The organism is Streptomyces sp. NPDC051913 (assembly GCF_044593635.1).
In the GTDB taxonomy this organism is placed as follows: domain Bacteria; phylum Actinomycetota; class Actinomycetes; order Streptomycetales; family Streptomycetaceae; genus Streptomyces.
This window is the reverse complement of sequence record NZ_JBIUCI010000018.1, coordinates 71,321-90,972: the sequence shown is the minus strand read 5'-3', so window position 1 is coordinate 90,972 and position 19,652 is coordinate 71,321. Positions and strand designations below refer to the sequence as shown.

Below are 19,652 nucleotides of genomic sequence, written 5' to 3'. Positions count from 1 at the left end.
CGAGGGCCGCCGGCCACCCCGCGTGCTGCGGGTGGCCGGCGGCCCTCTTCGGTGCGGGGGCGCTCAGTCGTCGTACAACTGGGCCAGGTCCGCGGCGTACTTGTCATGGATGACCCGTCGGCGCATCTTCAGCGACGGTGTCAACTCCCCTGTCTCCGGACCCCATTCCGCACCGAGCAGACGGAACGCCTTCACCTGTTCGGTCCGGTTGAGCTGTGCGTTGGCGGCGGCGACGGCCCGCTCCACCTCCTGGCATATCTCCGGGTGTACGACGAGTGCGGCCGGGTCGGTGTCCTCGATGCCGTGCGTGGCGGCCCAGACCGGAGCCGCCTCGGCGTCCAGCACCAGCAGCGCCACGAGATACGAACGGCGGTCGCCGTGCACCAGGGCCTGCCCGATCAGCGGGTGTTCCTTGAGGGTGTTCTCCACCAGCGCCGGGGAGACGTTCTTGCCGGTCGAGGTGATGATCATCTCTTTCTTGCGGTCGGTGATCCAGACATAGCCGTCGTCGTCGACACGCCCGATGTCACCGGTGCTCAGCCAGCCCTCGTCGTCCAGCGCCGAGCTCACGGAGCCGTCCTCCTGGAGGTAGCCGGCGAAGACCGACTCCCCCCGCACCTGCAACTCCCCGTCCTCGGCCGTGCGTACCAGGACGCTGGAGACGGGACGCCCCACCGAGCCCAGCCGGAACCCGGTCTTCGGACTGTTGGCGGTCGCGACGCCGGTGGTCTCGGTCAGGCCCCAAGCGTCCATGATGACGACGCCGAGCCCCGCCCAGAACCGCACCACGTCCAGGGCCATGGGCGCGGAGGCGCTGGCCGCCCAGGTCACCCGGTCCAGGCCGCCGATGGCCAGCAGCGGCAGCAGGACCTCGCGCCGGCAGCGGTCGTACGCCGCCGCCAGCTCCGCGGGCGGCTGCTCCCCGCGTTCACGGAAGCCGACGTGTTCACGGGCCACCTCAGCGGCGGCCGCGACGGCCTTCTGCTGCTCGGCCGGCAGGGCGGCGAGACCGACGCGCACCGCGGCGGCCAGCTTCTCCCAGATGCGGGGCACCCCGAAGAACTGGCGGGGGCGGACCTCGCGCACCACGCCCGCCACCGCGGTGGGGTCCGCGCACAGATGGACGTGCGAGGCGCGGTGGCAGGGCAGGTAGATGCCGAGCATCCGCTCGGCGATATGGGCGAACGGCAGATAGCAGATGTGCTCGACATGGGCGGGCAGCTCCACCACCTCGTCCAGCGCCCGGGCGTTGGCCAGCACCTGGGCGTGGGTCAGCACGACACCCTTGGGTTCGCCGGTGGTGCCGGAGGTGTAGACGACGGTCAGCGGATCGTCGGGCACCGCCCCGTCCAGCGCCTTGTCCAGTTCGCCCGGGACCGGCTCCGCGGCCAGGGCCGCGCAGGGCAGATGGCGGCCCTCCTCGCCCGGATTCACCACGACGAGCCGGGACAACGCAGTGCGCTCGTCATCCAACAGGGCTTCCCACACAGCCACTTGGGCGGCGCCCTCCACCACCGCCACCTCGGCCCGGCAGTTGCGCGCGATGTGCGTGATCTGCCCCGGCGCTGCGGTGCCGTACACGCTCACCGGCGTGGCGCCCAGGCGGACCAGGGCGAGGTCGGACAGCCAGTGCTCGGGCCGGTTGCCGATCATCAGCAGCACGTGATCGCCGTGTCCCACGCCCAACGCGGCGAAGCCCGCCGCCAACCGCCTGGTGCGTTCGTGCACCTGCGCCCAGGTCAGGGTCGTGCCGGGGGTGCCGTCCGGCTCCTTCCAGGACAGGGCGGGCAGGTCGGGGTGGAGGCGCGCGTTGCGCTCCAGGAGCTGCGGCACCGTGCGGGGTGCCGGGGGTTCCCCGTCGGTGTGCGGGGCTGGTGTCATGACGGCCTCCTGGCGGGCTGGAGCGGACGGACCGAGGTGCGGGTGGGGCGGTCGGGAGGGGCGCGGTCCGCTCGGTCGGTGCCGGGCGGACCCGTGTGCGTGGTCAGGCGTCGTGGAACGTCTCTTCGCGCTCGGCCTTGCGGATCAGCAGGGCGGGTGGGGCGAAGCGCTCACCGTGCAGGTCGCGCAGTTCCCGGGCGCGCGTCACGAACCCCGGCAGGCCGCCCGGACAGCCGTTGACGTACTGGAGCACGCCGCCGGTCCACGGCGGGAACCCGATGCCGAGCAGCGACCCGACGTTGGCGTCGGCGACGGAGCCGAGGACACCCTCCTCCAGACAGCGCACGGAGTCGAGGGCCTCGACGAACAGCATGCGTTCGCCGAGCTCCGTGACATCGGCGTCGCGCAGGGCCGGGTCGGTGAAGTGCGTGCGCAGCCCCGGCCACAGTCCGGTGCGCCGGCCGTCGGTGTACTCGTAGAAGCCGGCCCCGCCACTGCGGCCTGGGCGCCCGAACTCGTCGATCATCCGGTCGACCACCGCGTCGGCGGGGTGCGGCCGCCACTCCTGGCCGGCCTCTTCGGCGGCGCGCCGGGTCTCCTCGCGGATCCGGCGCGGCAGGGTGAGGGTGAGCTCGTCCATCAGGGCGAGCACCTTGGCCGGGTAGCCGGCCTGCGCCGCGGCCTGCTCGACGGTCGCCGGGTCGTAGCCCTCGCCGATCATCGCGACGCCCTCGTTGAGGAAGTGGCCGATGACGCGTGAGGTGAAGAATCCCCGGCTGTCGTTGACGACGATCGGTGTCTTGCCGATCTGCCGGACGAGGTCGAAGGCCCGCGCCAGTGCCTCGTCCCCGGTCTGCCGGCCCTTGACGATCTCGACCAGGCGCATCTTGTCGACGGGCGAGAAGAAGTGCAGCCCGATGAAGTCCTTGGGCCGTTCGACGGCCCCGGCGAGCAGGGAGATGGGCAGTGTGGAGGTGTTGGAGCACAGCAGCGCGTCCGGGGCCACACGCGCCTCGGCCTCGTGGAGGACCTCGCTCTTGACGGCCGGGTCCTCGAAGACCGCCTCGACGACCGCGTCACAGCCGGCCAGATCCGCCGCCAGCGAGGTGGGCGTGATCCGGGCCAGGACACGGTCGCGCTCGTCCTCGGTCGAGCGGCCCTTGGCCACGGCCCGGTCCAACAGCCGGACCGAGTACGCCTTGCCGCGCTCGGCGGCATCGAGGGTGACGTCCTTCAGGACCACCTCGATGCCCGCCGCGGCGCAGGAATAGGCAATGCCTGCGCCCATCATCCCGCCGCCGAGGACGGCGACCTTGCGCACGGTGCGGGCGGGCAGCGCCTGGGGCCGGCTGGCGCCCGAGTCGACGGCCCGCTGGTCGAAGAAGAAGCCCTGGATCATGTTCTTGGCCGTCTGACCGACGACCAGTTCGGTGAGGTAGCGGGCCTCGACGACGAACGCGGTGTCGATGTCGACCTGTGCGCCCTCGACGGCCGCAGCGAGGATGTTGCGCGGTGCGGGGTAGGGCGCCCCGCCCAGCTTCTTGCGCAACAGAGCCGGAAAGGCCGGCAGTTGGGCGGCCAGTGCGCGATGGCCGGGGGTGCCACCGGGGATGCGGTAGCCCGGGGTGTCCCAGGGCTGCGCCGACCGCGGGTGGGCGTCGATGAACTCCCGTGCCCGGGCGAGCAGTTCATCGCGGTCCCCGGCGATCTCGTCGACCAGTCCGGCGGCCAGGGCGTCGGACGGACCGTACTGGCGGCCTTCGAGCAGGACCTTTTGCAGGGCCTCGGCGACGCCGAACATCCGTACCGTACGGGTCACTCCCCCTCCGCCGGGCAGCAGTCCGAAGGTGACCTCGGGCAGTCCGACCCGAGCCGAGGGCCGGTCCAGGACGATCCGGTGATGGCAGGCGAGCGCTATCTCGTAACCGCCGCCCAGGGCAGCGCCGTTGACGGCCGCGACCACGGGCACTCCGAGCGTCTCCATCCGGCGCAGGGCGCGCTTGACGCGCAGGCCGGCGTCGAAGGAACGCCGCGCGGTCTCGGCCGTCACGGAGCTGAGGTCGCGCAGATCACCACCGGCGAAGAAGGCCTTCTTGGCGGAGGCGACGATCACGCCCTTGAGGGTGTCGCGGCGGGCCTCCAGACGGTCCACGGTGGCGTCGAGGGAGTCGATGAAGGCACGGTTCATGGTGTTGGCGGACTGGTCGGGATCGTCGAGGACGAGGCTGACGACATGGTCGGCGTCCTCTTCCCAGCGAATGGTGCGGCTCTCGGCGTCGGGTGCCATGGATGCGCTCTCCAGAGGTGTACGGGACGGAAGGGGGCGGGAGACCGGTGCCGGGTGGCTCACAGGCGTTCGACGACCGTGGCGATGCCCATGCCGCCACCGACGCACAGGGTGGCGAGCCCGTAACGGCCGCCGCGGCGCTCCAGTTCGTCCACGAGAGTGCCGAGGATCATCGCGCCGGTGGCGCCCAGCGGGTGGCCCATGGCGATGGCGCCGCCGTTGACGTTGACCTTGTCCGGGTCCAGGCCGAGGTCCCTGACGAAGCGGAGCACCACCGCGGCGAAGGCCTCGTTGATCTCGACCAGGTCGAGGTCGGCGGCCGACAGTCCCGCCTTGGCCAGGGCCTTGCGCGAGGCAGGGGCGGGCCCGGTGAGCATGATGGTGGGGTCGGCGCCGGAGACCGCGGCCGACACGATGCGCGCCCGGGGCACCAAGCCGTGCCGCTCCCCCGCCGCGGCGGAGCCGATGACGGTCAGCGCCGCCCCGTCCACGATGCCGGAGGAGTTGCCGGCGTGATGGACGTGGTCGATCCGTTCCACCCAGTGGTAGCGCTGGAGCGCCACCGCGTCGAAGCCGGCCCGTTCGCCGAGGTCCGCGAACGACGGCTTCAGCCGGGACAGCGAGTCGGCGGTGGTACCGGGCCTGAGGTGCTCGTCGTGGTCCAGGACGAGCAGGCCGTTGCGGTCGTGGACCGGTACGACGGAGCGGGTGAACCGGCCCTCCTTCCAGGCCTCGCAGGCCCTCGCCTGCGACTCGGCGGCGTAGGTGTCGACGTCGTGCCGGGTGAAGCCCTCCAGGGTGGCGATGAGGTCCGCGCCGATGCCCTGGGGGACGAAGCCGGTGGTGTGGTTGGTGAGCGGGTCCGTCGCCCAGGCGCCTCCGTCGCTGCCCATCGGGGTACGGGACATGGACTCCACCCCGCCGGCCAGCACGAGGTCCTCCCAGCCCGAACGGACTTTCGCGGCAGCGAGGTTGACCGCCTCCAGGCCGGAGGCGCAGAAGCGGTTCTCCTGGACTCCGGCTACGGTGTCCGGCAGTCCGGCGGCCATCGCGGCGGTCCTGGCGATGTCCGCGCCCTGCTCACCGACCGGGCTGACGACACCGAGGACGACGTCGTCGATGCCGGCCGGGTCGAGGGCGGGGAATCTGCGGCGCACCTCGTCGATCAGACCGACGACCAGGTCGACGGCCTTGACGGAGTGCAGTGCGCCATCGGCCTTGCCGCGACCGCGCGGGGTGCGGATCGCCTCGTACACAAAGGCTTCGGTGCTCAACGGGAACCTTCCGGTCGATTCGGGAGCGGCAGACGTGCGGAGCGGGACGGCGGCGCTCACGCCAGCAGGGAGCGGCCGATGATCTCCTTCATGATTTCCGTGGTGCCGCCGTAGATCGTCTGGATGCGTCCGTCGAGGAACGCCCGGGCGACCCGGTACTCGGTCATGTAGCCGTATCCGCCGTGCAGTTGGAGACAGCGGTCGACGACGCGCTTGTGGAGTTCGGTCGCCCACCACTTGGCCATCGCGGCGTGTGTGGCGTGCAGGTGGCGGTCGGTGTGATCGGCGATGCAGCGGTCGACGAAGCTGCGGGTGACCGCGCACTCGGTGGCCATCTCGGCGATCTCGAAGCGGACGTGCTGGAGGCGGGCCAATGGCCGCCCGAACGCCTCACGTTCCTTCACGTACGCCGTGGTGACGTCCAGGATGTGCTCGGCCGCCGCCGCGGCGCCCACGGCGATCGCCAGCCGCTCCTGGGCGAGGTGCGCCATCAGGGAGACGAACGCCGTGTTCTCCTCGCCGAGCAGGTTCTCCTTGGGCACCCGTACGTCCTCGAAGAACAACTCGGCCGTGTCCTGGGCCTTCTGGCCGATTTTGTCGAGGTTGCGGCCGCGTTCGAAGCCCTTCATGCCGCGTTCGACGACCAGCAGGCTCTGTCCCGCGCTTCCGCCGTCGGGGGTGGTGCGGGCGACGACCACGACGAGGTCAGCGAGGATGCCGTTGGAGATGAACGTCTTGGCGCCGTTCAGCAGGTAGTGGTCGCCCTGGTCGGTGGCGGTCGTCCGGATGCCCTGGAGGTCGGAGCCCGCGCCGGGCTCGGTCATGGCGATGGCCGTGATCAGTTCGCCTGAGGTGTGGCCGGGCAGCCAGCGCCGCTTCTGCTCCTCGGTGGCGAGGCGGGTGAGGTACGGGCCGACGATGTCGTTGTGCAGGCTGAGCGCCATGCCGGAGGCGCCCGCTCGGGCGAACTCCTCGATGAGCACGGCGCTGTAGCGGAAGTCGTCGACGCCTCCGCCGCCGTACTCCTGCGGCACCGCGAGCCCGAGCAGGCCCTGCCGGCCGGCCGCGCGCCACGCGTCGCGGCTCACGATTCCGTCCCGCTCCCACTGCTCGTGGTGCGGGAGCACCTCCTTGGCGAGGAAGGTGCGCACGGTCTCCCGGAACGCCTCGTGGTCGGGGGTGAAGAGGTCTCGTCGCATGTCGTCTCCGGTCGGTGGGCGTGGGCCGGGCGCGCGATGGCGGGCGCGTCACAGCCAGTTCTTGACCTGCTCGACGAGGCGGGCCGGGTCGGGGCCGACGGGGGTGACGTTGAGCATGGTGACGCCCGCCTCCCGGAACACCTCGACGCGCTCGCGCACATAGCCCTCGGGGCCCGCCAGGCAGACCCGTTCGCACAGTTCGGCGGGCACGGCGGCTGCCGCGTCGTTCTTGCGGCCCGCGAGGTAGTGCTCCTGCACGACGGCGGCCTCGGCCTCGTAGCCGTAGGAACAGACCAGGTCGTAGTAGAAGTTGCGGCCGGGTGCGCCCATTCCGCCCACATACAGGGCGATGACGGGTCGCATGAGGTCACGCACCGCCTCGGCGCCGTCGCCGACGGCCAGCAGACCGCCCGCCACGACGGACAGGGCACCCAGGGACGGATCGCGCCGGGCCGCGCCCTCGGCCAGGGGCTTGGCCCAGACCGCCGCCGCGTGTTCGGGCACGTAGAGGAACGGCAGCCAGCCGTCGGCGAGTTCGGCGGTCATGCGCACATTGGCCGGGCCGAGCGCGGCGACATGGATGGGGATGGTGTCGCGCACGGGGTGCGTGAGCAGTTTGAGGGGTTTGCCGAAGGTGCCGCCCTTGTCGACGGGCAGGGGCAGGTCGGTGATGCCGTGGTGCTCGATCACCTCCCGGCGCCAGATGCGCCGGGCGATTTCGATGGTCTCCCGGGTGCGGCCGAGGGGCTTGTCGTAGCGGCGGCCGTGCCAGCCCTCCACGACCTGAGGGCCGGAGGCGCCGATCCCCAGCAGGGCCCGTCCGCCGGTGAGCGCGTCGAGTCCGGCGGCGGTCTGGGCGATGAGTGCCGGGGTGCGGGAGTAGACGTTGAGGATGGCCGAGCCGATGCGCATCCGCTCGGTGCGGGCGGCGAGATAGCCCATGACCGTGGGCGAGTCGAAGCCGTAGGCCTCGGCCACCCATACCGCGTCGAGTCCGGCCCGTTCGAGCGCGGCGGCCTCGTCGGCGGCGGTGCGCGGGTCGCCCGCGTACTGAAGGGGCATGGAGAGTTCCATCAGTGTCCCCTCCCGGCCGCCGCGCTCCGGGCCTGCGGTACGGCGAGTGCGGACACCTGCCAGTCCCGGGCCACCTCGGTGGCGTGGGCCCCCGGGAGCGCCGGTGGCAGCCGCAGGGAGCCCGGGGTGTCGGAGAAGCGGGGTGCGACGCCGGGCTGGACCGTGCCGTGGGCCTCCGTGAGTGACCCGCGCGCGCTCAGGTGGGGGTGCCGGGCGGCCTCGCCGAGGGACAGCACGGGTGCCACGCAGGCGTCCGTGCCGTCGAACACGGAGGTCCACTCGGCCCGGTCGGCGGCTTTGAACCTCTCGGCGAACAGGGCCCTCAACCTCGGCCAGTGCCGGGTGTCGTGACGGTCCGGCAGATCGTCCGTCGACAGCCCGAGCAGGCGTACGAACTCGCCGTAGAACCTGGCTTCCAGGGCCCCCACCGCCATGTACCGGCCGTCGCCGGTCTCGTAGACCGTGTAGTAGGGGCAGGCCCCGTCGAGCAGGTTGCTGCCGCGCCGGTCGTGCCAGGCACCGGAGGCGAGCAGACTGCGCAGGGCGGCGGTCAGATGAGTGGTGCCGTCGACGATCGCCGCGTCCACGACCTGCCCCTGTCCGGTCAGGCGTGCGTGCAGCAGCGCGGCGAGCAGGCCGACGACGAGGTAGAGCGAGCCGCCGGCGTAGTCGCCGAGCAGGTTGGCGGGGACGACCGGCGGACCGTCCGCGGCGCCGATCATGCCGAGGGCGCCGGTGAGGGCGATGTAGCCGATGTCGTGCCCGGCCCGGGGGGCCAGCGGACCGTCCTGCCCCCATCCGGTCATCCGGCCGTACACCAGCGCCGGGTTGACGGCCCGGCACTCCCGCGGTCCGACGCCCAGCCGCTCGGCGACTCCGGGCCGGTAGCCCTCGATGAGGACGTCGGCGCGTGCGGCGAGGGAGAGCACGGTGCCCGGTCCGTCCGGGGCCTTGAGGTCGACCAGCACGGAACGCTTGTTGCGGTTGGTGAGGTCGTGGGCGGCGGCGATCCCCACGGGCGAGGCCTCGGGGCGGTCCACGCGTACGACATCGGCGCCCAGGTCACCGAGGAGCATCGCGGCGAAGGGGGCCGGGCCGATCCCGGCCAGCTCCACCACGCGCAGGCCGTCAAGCGGCCCCGCCCTGCGCCGGGTTGTCGTGCTGTCGGAGATCTGCCGCGGGTCGGTGTCGCCATGGCTCGGGCTCACGAGGCCCCTCTCGTCGACCAGGGCCGCGAGGCCCTTCGATACGAAGTCTACTTAGCGCTCGCTAAGACAGTAGAGGCGCGCTCTGAGACGGTCAACAGGCTGGAATCAAGGAGCATTTGGACCGGTCTCACCTGACAGGTGCGCGAGAACTGATCGATCGATAAATGCCTGGACAAGGCTCAACGGGAGGCCCGGGCCCTACAATCGACCCCGTCGGCACCACATCGGAGGAGCACCGTTGAGCACAGAGGCGAAGCAGGAGCCCCACGCCGGGCAGCACTGGCGTCATTACGACCCGCTCAGCCTGCACCCGATCCTGTTGCATGCCATGGAGGCGTTCAACGAGCACGGCTATCACGGCACTTCGGTCCGTGACATCGCGGGCCGGGTGGGGGTGACGGTCCCCGCGCTCTACTACCACTACGAGAACAAGCAGGCCCTGCTCGCGACGCTGCTGGAGACGTCCATGACGGACGTGCTCGACCGCTGCCGGGCCGCCGCGGCCGAGGCGGGCGACGCTCCGGTGCCGCGCTTCTGCGCAATGGTGGAGTCGATCGTGCTCTACATGGCCCACCGCAAGGGGCTGGCGTTCCTGGACACCGAGATACGCAGCCTGGACGCCGGCAACCGGGCCCGGTACGTGGCGCTGCGCGACTATCTGGAGCACATGCTTCTGGACACGGTCAAATCCGGTGCCGCGCAAGGGGTGTTCACCACGCCGATCCCCGCGGACGCGGTGCGTGGAGTGCTGATCATGTGCCAGGGAGTGGCCAACTGGTACCGGGCCGAGGGCCCGCTCACCGCGGAGGAGATCGCCCGCAGACACGTACTGCTCGCCCTCGGGACCGTGGGGCACACGGGTGCCGGTACGGACAGGGCGGTGCTCAAGGGAGCGGCACTCTGACGGAGGGAACCGGCACGCCGGAGCCGACGTCCATGGAAGCAAAGATCACCCATGGGCACGGAGGAGCTCTCGATGACCGGCACAGCCACCCGTTACCTCTATCTCGTCCGGCACGGTGAGGCACTGCCGGACGAGAGCGGGTTGACGGAGGCCGGCCGACGGCAAGCCGCGCGCCTCGGCCGGCGGCTCCGCGGCATCCCCTTCACAGCCGTCCACCACGGTCCCTTGCCGCGGGCCGAACAGACCGCGCGCCTCATCGCCGACCAGCTCCAGAGCGTCCCCCTGCACGCCTCGGAGGTCGCCGGCGACTACGTCCCCTACCTACCGGAGAAGGAGGAACTACCGCCGGAATCAGCGGACTTCTATCTCCGCTTCCTCGCCGGAGCCGGCGAGGAGGAGCGAGCGCACGGACCCGCGCTGGCCCGCCAGGCGCTCGATCTGTTCACCGGGGCGGTGTCGACCGAGGAGGACCGGCACGACCTGGTCGTCACCCACAACTTCCTGGTCGCCTGGCTCGTCCGGGACGCCCTGCACGCGCCGAAGTGGCGTTGGCTCGGCCTCAACCACGCCAACGCGGCCCTCACCGTCATCCGCTACGCGCCCGGCCGCCCCGCCACCCTCCTCGTCTCCAACGACATGCGGCATCTGCCGAGCGAACTGCGCTGGACGGGCTTTCCCGCCGAGCAGCACGTCTGAACGCGACAGACCTTCCCGCCGGGCCTCCGGTCAGGGATGGAACCTCCATCGGCCCTCGGAAATGACGTCCACCTCGCCGTCCCTGACCCGCACGGCCGTCTCGTCGTCGAGGAAGTAGATCGGGAAGTCCGCCTTCGCGACGATGCGATCGGCCCAGGCGTCGTCCCGCTCGGGGAAGTCCGGCGAGTACAGATGAGGCTTGAGATACCAGTCGAAGAGCCCGAACGGCGGCTCCACGGTCGCCGTGCCGAGCACGTGGAGGTCCGCGGTGTCCCCGATCACGTCGGCGGAGTGTCCGGTGAGATGACGGCTGAAGATCATTGATCCGGCGCTGAACCCCACGTAGACCCGGCTCTCCAGCGCTTCCAGGAAGCCGTCCGCCAGGCCGTTGCCGGTGATGCTGCGCGCGAGGTGGTAGTGGTTGCCGCCACCGACGTAGACGACGTCGGCGTTGAGCAGCCGGTCGAGCACCGTCCGGCGGGGCAGGCCGTTCAGTTCCAGGACGTCGAACTCCCGCCAGCCCAGGCCGTGCAGCCGGTTCATGTCCGCGAGGAGCCACCCGTGGTCTCCGGGTTCGGCGACCGACGCGGTCGGCACGTACACGACGTTCGCCGATCCGAACGGTCTGCCCATCATGTCCCGCAGCGCGTCCCGCTCGGTCTCGTTGCGCAGGCCACTCGCCGTCAGCAGAAGGTTCATCGGGCGAGCCAAGCACGACGCACGGACCGGCGCAACGAACCCGGGCCCCGGGATCCACCCGCCCGGCCAGGGTCAGGCCAGCTTCTTCAGCTGTGCGTCGAGGACGTCCTGGGGGATCTCCGGCGGCTGGATGGGATTGAGGGACAGGAAGGTGGCGATGGTGGAGTCCTTGCGCACGACCAGAACCGTGACGGGGATCTCGGGGCCCGCGCCGCCGTCGACGACGACCTGGGTGGCATCGAAAGCCAGGGCCTCGTCCCCGTAACCGGAAACGGAGCGGGGCCGCGCGCCGGAATACCCCAGCCCGGCGCCGGGAAGCGCAGCCGACGGCCGCATGTCGGCGGTGGTGCACTTCCCCAGCGCCGTCCGCAGTTCGGTCATCACCGTGCCCGCGTCGGCACGTGTGTAGGAGGCCAGGCTCACACTCGCGTGCTGCCCCATGCTGTCGGAGTCGGAGACCACGTCCTGGGTGACCTCCGCCGTGAAGTCGTGCAGGCTGCCCAGTTGTGCGGCCGCGTAGACGGGCCCACATGGCTCGGGAGTGACGGCCCGGTAGGTCGCCACACTGTCGCGGTCCACCGGGCTGCCCTTCCCCGAGACCGTGGTGACGCCGTAGCCGGGCACGTCCTGCGCGCTCAGCGCCAGACGGTCGAGGGCCTTCTGACCGAGCCCCTTCCCGCCCTCAGCAGCCGGCGCACCGGAAGCCTGGCCCGATGCCGTCCCCGCGGACGCGTCGGACCCGTGCCGCGCGCCTGCCCCGGCGCCACCCCCGCCGGCCGTCCCGCACGCGCCCGCCAGTGCCAGCACCACCGCCACCCCCACCGCCGCGACGACCCGTCTTCCGGCCGCAGAACCACGCATCTTCCACCCCACCCCCGGGGACCCTTACGGGCACACCCGCACAAGAAGCCCGGGCATATGCCCGAGCCATAGCCGGCAGGGAGCCTAGCGGGCGCCCGGGAAACCTCCGCACCCGGTAGGTCGGGCCGGTAGCCGCGGGCGCGTGCGGAAGGGGCTCGGCGAGCGGGACCTCGGTCAGGGTCTCGCCCCGCCCGGGGCCTTCCGCCCGGCTCTGGGGCGTGCCGCCGCGTTCAGCGCGTCGCGGACCTCCCCCGGCAGCGATCGGCGATGCGGCCAGTCCACGACGAGCTGCGCGATCTCACGCATCTTGATGTTGGTGCGCTGGGAGACCTCACGCAGGATCTCCCAGGCGATGGCGGGAGGGACTCCGGTGAGGGCGACGACCACGCCGAGGGCCTGGTCGATGACGGCGTGCGCGGTGACCGCTTGGCGGAGCTGCGCAATTTCCTCTTCGAGGGCCGCGATCCGGACAGCGCTTTCGGGGGATTCTGGCATCGTCACGTGGACCCTCTGGTCTAGCTGGTCTTCTCGGTCTAGGTCACTGCTGCCCGCTCCCGAAGTCGACGAAAGTCCGGTAAACGAAGCGTCGGACCCCGGCTGTCCACGAAACGAAACCCGGCCGCGCGAACGGCCACGTCCGACCGTCCGCCGCGTCTCACCTCGCTGCTGCCTGGTGCCAAGATGGAGCGATGGACTCGCTCTTGTTCGAAAGCGACGACCTCGAGGTGACAGAGGACTTCCTCTGCCGCGCCTACGCCGACATGCGCATCGGCAGCGCCACACCCCAGTCCAGCCGGGCCCGGGTACGACGCGACGCCACGCCGTCCATCAGCATCGACGAGCTCGACCTCGACTTCGAGATGTCGTACTCCGTCAGTCCGCTGGGCAAGATCTGCCTGTGCGTCGTCCACGAGGGAACCGTCCAGGACCACGTCCTGCGCGGTGTGGACGACAACTTCGGCCCCGGAGACGCCGTGCTGTTCGCCCCGCCCGACGAGCCGTACGAGGGCCGGATCTGCGGTGCCCGCTACAACATCACGATGGTCGACCCCGCGCTCCTGAACCTGGTCGCCGCCACCGAGGCCGGTCCGCCGCACTCGCCGGTCCGGCTGACGGGGCACCGGCCCCGCACCCAGGCCGACGCCGACCGGCTCAAGAGCACGATCTTCTACCTGCGGGACCACGTCCTTTCCGACCCCGGGATCGAGTCACATCCCCTGATCCTTTCGACCGGCAGCCAGCTGCTGGCCGCGAGCATCCTGGCCGCCTTTCCGCACACCGCGCGCACCGACGCCACCGCACAGGACCGCGTCGACGCACACCCCGCCACCCTCAGGCGCGCCATCGCCTATATCGACGACCACGCCGACCAGCCGCTGACGGTGGCCGACATCGCCGACGCCGTGCACGTCACCATCCGCACCCTCCAGTACGCCTTCCGCCGCCATCTCGACACCACACCGCTGGCCTATCTGCGCCAGGCCCGGCTCGCCCACGCCCACCGGGACCTGCTGTCGGCCGGTCCGGACAGCAACGTCTCCGTGGCGGGTGTCGCGGCCCGCTGGGGCTTCCTGCACCCGGGCAGGTTCGCCGCGCTCTACCGGGCCGCGTACGGCGTCAACCCCGCCCAGACCCTCAACGGCGGTCACGCCCCGACGGACCAACGTCAGGGACAGGGCGACATATGAGATACCGATCGAAAGTCGCCTGGCTGTCAGGAGTGAAGGTCCACCGGCGAGAGCTCCCAACACCTCGGACTCGGTCAGCCACCCGTACCAGGCCACCTCGCCCGGGTCGCGGGCGACGACCTCCTCAAGCACCGCATCGCACACACCGAGCCAATGCACTCTGAGCCCCACCCGGTTGAGGAACCTGAACCGAAAGCTCACGGTCGCTCGCACCCCCAGCTCCTCACCGAGCTCGCGCGCAGCCGCCCGCTCATAGGACTCGCCGACTCCCGCGGCGCCCCCGACACCGAGTTCGTACTGCCCGGGATAACCAGACACCACTGACAGCACCCGATGCGTTCGACGACCTGGCGGTAGCGTGATCGGCATGACGGCCGGAGGCGAGACGGTGGAGGGCGAGGCCCTGGTCGGCGGCATGGCGAACGTGGGCGCGGTCTTCCGCCACGGTGGTGCGGTGGAGCGCCCGGCGCCGCGCACCGCACGCGCCCTCCACGTCCATCTCCGCGCCCTCGCGGAGCAGGGGTTCGACGCGGCGCCGAGGCCGATCCGGCTGACCGCGGACGGCCGCGAGCAGCTGACCTTCATCCCCGGTGACGTCGCTCTGCCGCCGTTTCCGCGGTGGGCGATGACCGAGACCGCGTTGGAATCGGTGGGCGGCCTGCTGCGGCGCCTGCACGACGCGAGTGCGGCCATCGAGGTCGACGCACGCGCGGAATGGCCCCGGTCCCTGGCCGACCCCGAGGGCGGGACGATGCTCTGCCACAACGACGTGTGCCCGGAGAACGTGGTCTTCCGCGACGGCCGAGCCGCGGCCCTGATCGATTTCGACCTGGCTGCCCCAGGCCGACCGGTGTGGGACGTCGCCATGACGGCGCGCTACTGGGTGCCCATGCTCGACCCCACCTCCGCTGCAGAACTGCATCCCATCGGACTGGACGCCCCCACCCGCCTGCGCATCCTCGCCGACGGATACGGCCTCGCCCCACAGGACCGCGCCGAACTGCCCGGCGTCATCGAGCAGGCCACCGCGTCCTGCCGGGCCTTCGTCGCCGACCGAGTGGCCACCGGCGACCCCGTCTACCTCCAGGCGTTGGCCGAGCGCGGTGGTTGGCAGCGCTGGGACCGCATTCAGGAGTGGCTGACGGACCACCGTGGCGTGTTCGCGGCCGCGTTGTAGAACGTGATCAGGACCTCCACCAAGGTCGGCACACCGTCGGTGTCGACGAAGAGATGGTCCAGCCACGACCCGGCCGGCTCCAGGGCCTGAAGTTCCTCGCGGCGTGGCAACGGTCGGCATCAGGGCGAGCTCTCCTCGAAACGGTGCGGCTTCACCTGCTGCTGGACAGGTCCGGCTCCAGCCTCGGCGTCGGGTCTCGACGGGGCAGCAGCAGCGGTGTGGTCAGGATGAGCAGGCCCGCGGCCGTGAGCGCGGTGCGCGGACTCGTGGCGTCGGCGAGCAGCCCGGTGAGTGCGGTGAGGACGGCGATGGAGGTCTGCTGCCCGATCGACCAGGCCGACAGGGTGCGGGCGACGAGATGCTTGGGGGTGTGCTCCAGCCGGTAGGTGGCGAGCACCGGGCCGTACAGGCTCATGTTGACGATGATCGCCAGCTCGACCGCCATCACGGTGATCAGGCCGACGATGCCGGGACGGACCAGGGCCAGGCCGATGAGCCAGATCGCGCGCAGGGTGCCCACGGTGCGGAAGACGCGGTGGCGGCCGAAGCGGGCCACCACACGGCGGGCCAGCCGGGAGCCGATCAGGCCGCCGAGGCAGGGGGCGGCGAAGGCGAGGGCGTACTGCCAGGGCGGGAACCCGAGTTGGCGAAGCAGGAGCACGGCCAGCAGTGGCTCGGTCGCCATGATCAGTCCGGCGACGAGCATCTGGTTGAGATAGAGCGGCCGCAGGCCGGGGTGGCTCATGATGTGGCGCCAGCCGTCGAGCAGTCCGCCCGCCCGGGCCGGGGTCTTGGCGGTCACGTGCGGTGCTTCCTTCTGGCCGCCGATCGCGGTGATGCCGAGAGCGGAGAGCAGGTAGCTGATCGCGTCGGCCACCACGGTGGTGACCGGCCCGAACACGCCGATCGCCGCCCCGCCCAGTGGTGGACCGACCGCGATGGAGCTCCAGTTCGTGGACTCGAACCGCGCGTTGGCGACGAGAAGGTCGTCCGGCCGTACAAGAGCCTTGAGGTAGGCACCGCCGGCCGCGTTGAAAGCGATCCTGGCCGCGGCGACCACGGCCGAGACCACCAGCAGGTGGATGAAGCTCAGCCACCCGAAGGCGTGGCCGAGCGGGATCGTCGCCATGCCCGCACACCGGACCAGATCCATCATGATCATGACTGGCCGCTTGCGCCGGAACTCCACCCACGGCGCGAGCGGCACCGCGATCAGCGCGCCCACCGCGGGCCCCACCGCCGACAGCGCGGACACCTCGGCGGGTCCGGCATGCAGCACCAGCACGGCGATCAGCGGCAACGCCCCGAACCCCAGCCCGGACCCGTACGCGCTCACCGCGTACGACGCCCACAGCCAGCCGAACGGCCGACCCAACCGTCTCCTGCCCACCATGCTCGGCGCACTCCCCTCGGGCCCCACCCGAACAAACCCACGTTGACCGATGAGAGACAAGCGGGCGGGACAGCGGCAGGTCAAACAACCGACCTGGCGGCGATCCACAACCATCGGTTGTTCACTAAGGTGGGTCGGCGTGGATCTCGAAGCAGTACGCACCTTCGTCGCCGTCGCGGAAGCGGGACAGTTCCAGAAGGCCGCCGACGACCTGTCGATCACCCAGCAGGCCGTCTCCAAACGCGTCGCCACGCTGGAACGCACCCTCGGCGTGCGGTTGTTCACCCGGGCCCCGCGCGGCGCCGAGCTCACCATCGACGGTCAGGCGTTCCTGCCCCACGCACGCGAACTGCTGCGCGTCGCCGAGCGGGCGAGCGCTTCCGTGCGCCCCGGCCGCCGTCCGCTGCGCGTCGACGTGATCGCCTCGCGCAGCGCGCAGTCCCACCTGATGCGCGGCTTCCACCGCGCACACCCCGACGTCGACCTCGACGTGATGATGCTGTTCGACATCGAGACCGCTGTCGCCGCCATCCGCTCCGGCACGATCGACGCGTCCTTCCGCGCCGTCGCCGCGCCCGGCCGGCCTCTCCCCGAGGACGTCGAGACCGTCCGCGTGCTCGACGAACCGCTCCAACTCCTCACCGGCCCCGACCACGCGCTGGCGGGCGCCCGGTCGGTCACCCTCGCCCAGCTCACCGGGCACCGCATCTGGATGCCGGGCATCGCCCCCGGAACCGAGTGGGGTGCCTACTACGACGATCTCGTCGCCGAGTTCGGCCTCACCATCGAGGTGACGGGCCCCAACTTCGGCTCGGACGCGCTTCTCGACACCATCGCCGACACCCCGGCCCTGGCGACGTTCATGGGTGAGCACACGCGCCTCATCTGGCCCGCCGACCACGGACTGCGGCGCATCCCGGTGACCGACCCGACCCCCGTCTACCCGCACTCGCTGCTCTGGCACCGCGACAACCCGCACCCAGCGCTGGCCACCCTCCGAGCCCACCTCGCCACCACGACGGCCGGCCACAGCGCCGCCGGGACCTGGGTGCCGGGCTGGGTGACCATGAGCTGACAGCCTGCGCCAGGCGGGACGGGCAGGGTGGAGCGGTCGTCGGATGACTGTCCGGACAAAACCCGTTGCCGCCGACCCGCATCGGATGTCTGATGGTTGGGCCACCGATCAGCGGAGGGACCATGAGGACGTCCGTGGAGCGGCCTGGGCGTGTCGCGGTCATCGGCGTGGGCGTCCTCGGAGCCTGCGTCGGCTGGAACCTGTCCCGGCAGGGTGCCCAGGTGATCTTCATCGACGCGGGCCGGCCGGGCGAAGGCGTCACCAACTGGTCCTTCTCGTGGGTCAACGCCAGCAACAAGACCGTCCGCAGGTCCTACTTCGATCTGAACGTCGCCGGCATGGCGGCCCACCGTGACCTTGCCGGTGCCATCGGGCCGGACTCGTGGTGGTATCCCAGCGGTCATCTGCGCTGGGCGGGCGATCCCGCAGCGGAGACGAAGCTGCTGGAAACAGCCGAACTGCTGGCCGGCTGGGACTACGGGGTCGAGGTGTGTACGGGTGCCGAGGCACGCCGCCGCCTCGAACCCGCTGTCGCGATCCCCGGCGAGGTTTCCGTGGTGTTCTACCCCGACGAGGCCTGGGTGCACGGACGCCGACTCGTCGGCGCTCTCGTCGGCCTGGCCGTCTCGGCCGGCGCCGAGCTCCGGTCCGGCACCGCCGTCCGTGACATCGGCACCGGTGCCGACGGGGGTGTGCGGACGGTTGGCCTGTCCGACGGGAGCAGCCTCGACGTGGACGTCGTCGTGAACGCGGCGGGTCCCGGCGCCGCCCATGTCGCCGGACTCGTCGACCGCCGATTGCCGGTGCGCCGGGAACCCGGCGTCGTCGCCCGGGTCGGCTGTGCTCAGGTCCCCGTCCACCGGCCCATGCATGCGCCCCGGATCGAGATCCGTCCTGACGGGGACGGTTCGGTGGTCCTCCACAGTCGTGAGGTCGACGCACTCATCGACACGGGCGACGAGTCGGCCGAACTCGCGCGCCTGCTCCACGACATGGGGCGGCAGGTCGTTCCCGAACTCGGCGACTCCCGCGTCACCGGGGCACGGGTGGCCAACCGGCCCGTCCCGGCCGACGGATTCCCCTCGGTGGGAGCTGTGCCGTCCGTCCCGGGTTACTACGAGGCCGTTTCCCACAGCGGCATCACGCTCGGGCCGGTCATCGGCCGGCTGCTGGCCGCCGAGATCCTCGGCGGGAGGCGAGACGCGATGCTCGCGGAGTTCCGCCCGGAGCGGTTCCGCGCCCGCACATCACATGAGCCCGAATGACCGGACGGTCCCCAAGACGAACCTTCAGCATCCGAAGAGCGTCGCGGCGTTGTCGTGGCACACGGCCCGCAGCCACTCCTCCCCCAGGCCCAGCCGCTCCAGAGCATGGAGCTGATGCAGGTACGGGTAGGGGATGTTGGGGAAGTCGGAGCCGAACAGGATGCGGTCGCCGAGCTCGGCGAGCCGGGGCAGGGCCTGGCCCGGGAAGGGCATGAAACTCTCGGAGAAGTCGGTGAACGCCATGGTGGTGTCCAGACGCACCTCGGTGTACCGCTCGGCGAGGCCGAGGAAATCCTCGTACTCGGGCATTCCCATATGGGCGATGATCAGCCGCAGCTCCGGGTGCCGGGCCAGCACCCGCGCGATCGGCTCGGGGCCGGTGTGCTTGCCGGGCGCGGGGCCCGAGCCGCAGTGGATCACCACGGGGACCCGGGCCGCTGCCAGCACGCCCCAGGCCGGCTGGAGGAGTTCGTCGGCCGGGTCGTAGGCCCCCACCTGCACGTGCGCCTTGAACACACGCGCGCCCGCCTCGACGGCCTCGCGCACATATGTCTCCACATCCGGCTCGGGGTAGAGGGTGGCGGTGTGCAGACAGTCCGGGGTGCGGCGGGCGAACTCGGCCGCCCAGTCGTTCAGCCAACGGGCCATGCCGGGTTTGTGCGGGTAGAGCATCGAGGTGAACGCCCGCACACCGAACTCACGCAGCACAGCGGCCCGTTCGGCCTCCTGCTGCCGGTAGGTGATCGGCCACTCCAGGCCGCCGGTGAGTGGCCCCAGCGCGTCGAAGTAGGCCCACACCTTGCGCAGGACACGTTCGGGCATGAAGTGGGTGTGGACGTCGACGAGTCCGGGGAGCCCGAGCCCTTCCCAGAAGCGGCGGACCTCACCGGCTTCCGTCTCCAGGGCGGAGACGTCGTCGGTGTCACTCTTCGCGCCCGGCGGGTGTTCGTGGCTGACAGGCGCCATGGGGT

At 71.2% G+C, this 19,652-nt stretch carries 17 protein-coding genes and 1 pseudogene; 6 read left to right on the top strand and 12 right to left on the bottom strand.

Features of this window, described 5'->3' with window-relative positions:
- Positions 1-63: 63 nt before the first annotated feature.
- From ACIHIX_RS38595 to ACIHIX_RS38570, 6 genes are all read right to left on the bottom strand, one after another.
- On the bottom strand, positions 64-1,881 hold the full coding sequence (locus ACIHIX_RS38595) for an AMP-dependent synthetase/ligase (protein ID WP_399964764.1): 1,818 nt from the start codon (positions 1,879-1,881) through the stop codon (positions 64-66).
- A gap of 103 nt (positions 1,882-1,984) precedes the next feature.
- Positions 1,985-4,168: a 3-hydroxyacyl-CoA dehydrogenase NAD-binding domain-containing protein gene (locus ACIHIX_RS38590; RefSeq protein WP_399964762.1), complete on the bottom strand. Its 2,184-nt coding sequence runs from the start codon at positions 4,166-4,168 to the stop codon at positions 1,985-1,987.
- 59 nt (positions 4,169-4,227) lie between these two features.
- Positions 4,228-5,442, bottom strand: a complete 1,215-nt coding sequence (locus ACIHIX_RS38585) for an acetyl-CoA C-acetyltransferase (protein WP_399964760.1) — start codon at positions 5,440-5,442, stop codon at positions 4,228-4,230.
- Between the two features lie 56 nt (positions 5,443-5,498).
- A complete protein-coding gene (locus ACIHIX_RS38580) occupies positions 5,499-6,641 on the bottom strand; it encodes an acyl-CoA dehydrogenase family protein (protein ID WP_399964758.1) in 1,143 nt (380 codons plus the stop codon).
- Positions 6,642-6,689: 48 nt separating this feature from the next.
- Positions 6,690-7,715, bottom strand: a complete 1,026-nt coding sequence (locus ACIHIX_RS38575) for an LLM class F420-dependent oxidoreductase (protein WP_399964756.1) — start codon at positions 7,713-7,715, stop codon at positions 6,690-6,692.
- A complete protein-coding gene (locus ACIHIX_RS38570; protein WP_399964865.1) occupies positions 7,715-8,839 on the bottom strand; it encodes a CaiB/BaiF CoA transferase family protein in 1,125 nt (374 codons plus the stop codon). The genes ACIHIX_RS38575 and ACIHIX_RS38570 overlap by 1 nt, the downstream gene beginning before the upstream one ends.
- 322 nt (positions 8,840-9,161) lie before the next feature.
- Here ACIHIX_RS38570 and ACIHIX_RS38565 point away from each other — a divergent pair, with 322 nt between their 5' ends.
- Together ACIHIX_RS38565 and ACIHIX_RS38560 are read left to right on the top strand one after the other, a co-directional pair.
- Positions 9,162-9,827, top strand: coding sequence for a TetR/AcrR family transcriptional regulator (locus ACIHIX_RS38565; RefSeq protein ID WP_399964753.1), 666 nt, complete (start codon positions 9,162-9,164; stop codon positions 9,825-9,827).
- A gap of 72 nt (positions 9,828-9,899) precedes the next feature.
- Positions 9,900-10,523 carry a histidine phosphatase family protein gene (locus ACIHIX_RS38560; RefSeq protein WP_399964750.1) on the top strand — a complete coding sequence of 208 codons (624 nt, stop codon included), beginning with the start codon at positions 9,900-9,902 and terminating at the stop codon, positions 10,521-10,523.
- Positions 10,524-10,553: 30 nt separating this feature from the next.
- Here the strand turns inward: ACIHIX_RS38560 and ACIHIX_RS38555 are convergent, their stop codons facing one another.
- From ACIHIX_RS38555 to ACIHIX_RS38545, 3 genes are all read right to left on the bottom strand, one after another.
- Complete coding sequence (locus ACIHIX_RS38555) at positions 10,554-11,222, bottom strand: Type 1 glutamine amidotransferase-like domain-containing protein (protein ID WP_399964748.1); 669 nt, start codon at positions 11,220-11,222, stop codon at positions 10,554-10,556.
- Positions 11,223-11,294: 72 nt separating this feature from the next.
- On the bottom strand, positions 11,295-12,083 hold the full coding sequence (locus ACIHIX_RS38550; RefSeq protein ID WP_399964746.1) for a hypothetical protein: 789 nt from the start codon (positions 12,081-12,083) through the stop codon (positions 11,295-11,297).
- A 174-nt stretch (positions 12,084-12,257) separates the two neighbouring features.
- Entirely contained in the window at positions 12,258-12,578 is a 321-nt protein-coding gene (locus ACIHIX_RS38545; RefSeq protein ID WP_399964744.1) for an ANTAR domain-containing protein, read from the bottom strand.
- Positions 12,579-12,772: 194 nt separating this feature from the next.
- Between ACIHIX_RS38545 and ACIHIX_RS38540 the strand changes: the two genes are divergently transcribed.
- The gene (locus tag ACIHIX_RS38540) at positions 12,773-13,771 is read left to right on the top strand and encodes a helix-turn-helix transcriptional regulator (RefSeq protein WP_399964741.1); all 999 of its coding nucleotides are present in this window, start codon (positions 12,773-12,775) and stop codon (positions 13,769-13,771) included.
- Between the two features lie 120 nt (positions 13,772-13,891).
- On the opposite strand, the pseudogene ACIHIX_RS38535 reads toward ACIHIX_RS38540, so the two are convergent.
- Positions 13,892-14,140: pseudogene (locus ACIHIX_RS38535) on the bottom strand (NUDIX domain-containing protein); the annotation flags it as partial.
- On the opposite strand from ACIHIX_RS38535, the gene ACIHIX_RS38530 reads away from it, so the two are divergent.
- Positions 14,139-14,948 (top strand): phosphotransferase, encoded by an 810-nt coding sequence (locus ACIHIX_RS38530; RefSeq protein ID WP_399964738.1) that lies wholly within the window; start codon positions 14,139-14,141, stop codon positions 14,946-14,948. The pseudogene ACIHIX_RS38535 and the gene ACIHIX_RS38530 overlap by 2 nt on opposite strands.
- Before the next feature lie 151 nt (positions 14,949-15,099).
- Here ACIHIX_RS38530 and ACIHIX_RS38525 read toward each other — a convergent pair whose 3' ends face one another.
- Positions 15,100-16,341: an MFS transporter gene (locus ACIHIX_RS38525; protein ID WP_399964735.1), complete on the bottom strand. Its 1,242-nt coding sequence runs from the start codon at positions 16,339-16,341 to the stop codon at positions 15,100-15,102.
- A gap of 139 nt (positions 16,342-16,480) precedes the next feature.
- Here ACIHIX_RS38525 and ACIHIX_RS38520 point away from each other — a divergent pair, with 139 nt between their 5' ends.
- Together ACIHIX_RS38520 and ACIHIX_RS38515 are read left to right on the top strand one after the other, a co-directional pair.
- A complete protein-coding gene (locus tag ACIHIX_RS38520; RefSeq protein WP_399964732.1) occupies positions 16,481-17,416 on the top strand; it encodes a LysR family transcriptional regulator in 936 nt (311 codons plus the stop codon).
- 122 nt (positions 17,417-17,538) lie between these two features.
- On the top strand, positions 17,539-18,681 hold the full coding sequence (locus tag ACIHIX_RS38515) for an NAD(P)/FAD-dependent oxidoreductase (protein WP_399964729.1): 1,143 nt from the start codon (positions 17,539-17,541) through the stop codon (positions 18,679-18,681).
- Between the two features lie 24 nt (positions 18,682-18,705).
- On the opposite strand, the gene ACIHIX_RS38510 is transcribed toward ACIHIX_RS38515, so the two are convergent.
- The gene (locus tag ACIHIX_RS38510) at positions 18,706-19,647 is read right to left on the bottom strand and encodes an amidohydrolase family protein (protein ID WP_399964727.1); all 942 of its coding nucleotides are present in this window, start codon (positions 19,645-19,647) and stop codon (positions 18,706-18,708) included.
- Between the last annotated feature and the right edge of the window lie 5 nt (positions 19,648-19,652).

What these genes read in the sequence shown, in the direction of transcription:
- ACIHIX_RS38595 (WP_399964764.1), bottom strand. Translation starts at nt 1,881, where the DNA reads ATGACACCAGCCCCGCACACCGACGGGGAACCCCCGGCACCCCGCACG.
- ACIHIX_RS38590 (WP_399964762.1), bottom strand. Translation starts at nt 4,168, where the DNA reads ATGGCACCCGACGCCGAGAGCCGCACCATTCGCTGGGAAGAGGACGCC.
- ACIHIX_RS38580 (WP_399964758.1), bottom strand. Translation starts at nt 6,641, where the DNA reads ATGCGACGAGACCTCTTCACCCCCGACCACGAGGCGTTCCGGGAGACC.
- ACIHIX_RS38575 (WP_399964756.1), bottom strand. Translation starts at nt 7,715, where the DNA reads ATGGAACTCTCCATGCCCCTTCAGTACGCGGGCGACCCGCGCACCGCC.
- ACIHIX_RS38560 (WP_399964750.1), top strand. Translation starts at nt 9,900, where the DNA reads ATGACCGGCACAGCCACCCGTTACCTCTATCTCGTCCGGCACGGTGAG.
- ACIHIX_RS38555 (WP_399964748.1), bottom strand. Translation starts at nt 11,222, where the DNA reads ATGAACCTTCTGCTGACGGCGAGTGGCCTGCGCAACGAGACCGAGCGG.
- ACIHIX_RS38550 (WP_399964746.1), bottom strand. Translation starts at nt 12,083, where the DNA reads ATGCGTGGTTCTGCGGCCGGAAGACGGGTCGTCGCGGCGGTGGGGGTG.
- ACIHIX_RS38545 (WP_399964744.1), bottom strand. Translation starts at nt 12,578, where the DNA reads ATGCCAGAATCCCCCGAAAGCGCTGTCCGGATCGCGGCCCTCGAAGAG.
- ACIHIX_RS38540 (WP_399964741.1), top strand. Translation starts at nt 12,773, where the DNA reads ATGGACTCGCTCTTGTTCGAAAGCGACGACCTCGAGGTGACAGAGGAC.
- ACIHIX_RS38530 (WP_399964738.1), top strand. Translation starts at nt 14,139, where the DNA reads ATGACGGCCGGAGGCGAGACGGTGGAGGGCGAGGCCCTGGTCGGCGGC.
- ACIHIX_RS38525 (WP_399964735.1), bottom strand. Translation starts at nt 16,341, where the DNA reads ATGGTGGGCAGGAGACGGTTGGGTCGGCCGTTCGGCTGGCTGTGGGCG.
- ACIHIX_RS38515 (WP_399964729.1), top strand. Translation starts at nt 17,539, where the DNA reads ATGAGGACGTCCGTGGAGCGGCCTGGGCGTGTCGCGGTCATCGGCGTG.
- ACIHIX_RS38510 (WP_399964727.1), bottom strand. Translation starts at nt 19,647, where the DNA reads ATGGCGCCTGTCAGCCACGAACACCCGCCGGGCGCGAAGAGTGACACC.